Source organism: Clostridium pacaense, assembly GCF_020709765.2.
Classification (GTDB): Bacteria; Bacillota; Clostridia; order Lachnospirales; family Lachnospiraceae; genus Enterocloster; species Enterocloster hominis.
In genome coordinates, this window is the sequence record NZ_JAJFEB020000112.1 from 1 (window position 1) to 277 (window position 277).

The 277-nt window shown below is 49.5% G+C and carries 1 pseudogene; it reads right to left on the reverse strand.

The window, feature by feature from the left end:
- Window positions 1-209 (reverse strand): annotated as a pseudogene (locus tag LK536_RS58710) (D-xylose ABC transporter ATP-binding protein); the annotation flags it as partial.
- Window positions 210-277: the final 68 nt, after the last annotated feature.

A 277-nucleotide genomic window follows, 5' to 3' on the forward strand; every position in this document is an offset into this window, starting at 1 on the left:
GTTTCTTCCGTTTCTTCTCCCATGTTTTGCTCGCCGGTTATCTTCCCTTCCCTCATGATGCTGATCCGGTCGCTCATATTACGCAGTTCCGGAAGTTCAGAGGAAATCATGATGATGGATACCCCCTGCAATACCAGCTGATTCATAATCTTATAAATCTCTGCCTTGGAACCCACATCGATGCCCCGGGTGGGTTCGTCTAGAGTCATGATATCCGGCCTGGTGGCGAGGCATTTTGCGATTATTACCTTCTACTGGTTCCCGCCGCTTAAATCCC